Annotated in this window: 1 protein-coding gene; it reads left to right on the top strand. The window is 71.6% G+C overall.

All coding sequences use genetic code 11. The features are described 5' to 3' along the window. Positions 1 to 253: 253 nt before the first annotated feature. The coding region (locus tag D3273_RS27890; RefSeq protein WP_165359772.1) for a LacI family DNA-binding transcriptional regulator at positions 254 to 940 on the top strand (687 nt) is incomplete at its 3' end.

Below are 940 nucleotides of genomic sequence, written 5' to 3'. Positions count from 1 at the left end.
TCTGCATAGGGGAAACCCAGCGCCGCGATCGTGTCGAAGCGCTGCTGGTCGGTGATGATGAGCACGATGTTGGGGCGCCCAGCTGGCGCTGCCGTTTCCTGCCCGACCGGATCGCCCGTGTCCCGCGCCGCCATGCTCCTCCCCCGATCTGCGCCGGCGCTCGACCGGCGCTCGTTCGACTTCGTGACCAAGCTGGCATAGAGTGAGCGCTCACGCAACGCTCCTACGAGCGAGATGGAGCCTTCCGCGGCGCATGACGGATGCGATCGACGAGCACCGCGGCCCTCGGACCGGTGCGACGCTGGCGCAGGTGGCGCTCCGGGTGGGCGTGTCGCTGAACACGGTGTCCCGCTCGCTGCGCGCCCCCCACACGGTGCGGCCTGAGCTGAAGCGGCGGATCGACGCCGTGATGGAGGAGGTCGGCTACGTGCCGAACCGCGTCGCGGGCGCGCTGGCGGGCATCCGCTCCGACCTCGTCGGCGTGGTGGTGACGTCCCTGTTCCATTCGGAATTCGCCGCCGTGGTTGAAGGGCTGCAGGCGGGCCTGCTGGAGCGGGACCTCCAGGTCATGCTCGGCAACACACACTACGACCCCGAGCAGGAATGGCGGATCGTCCGTTCGATGCTGAGCTGGAGGCCCGCCGGCGTGGCCATCGTCGGGGTGGACCACCATCCGCGCGCCGCGGGTCTCCTCGCCGCTTCCGGCGTGCCCGTAGTCGAGATGTGGGACGCGGGCGGCGAGGCGATCGATTCGACGGTCGGGATGGACCACGACGCGATCGGCCGCGCCCAGGCCGACCACCTCGTCGTCCGCAGATGTCGGCGTCTCGCCTTCTTGGGCAGCCTGCGCCCGCACGACGCGAGGGCGCGCAAGCGCTGCCAGGGGGCCGCCGCGGTCGTCGCCGAGGCGGGGCTGCCGCCTCTCGCGGTCCGCACCGCG

This window comes from Lichenibacterium minor (genome assembly GCF_004137685.1).
GTDB classification, from domain to species: Bacteria; Pseudomonadota; Alphaproteobacteria; order Rhizobiales; family Beijerinckiaceae; genus Lichenihabitans; species Lichenihabitans minor.
The sequence above is the reverse complement of the archived record's forward strand: the minus strand, read 5'-3'. Positions and strand labels throughout refer to the sequence as shown.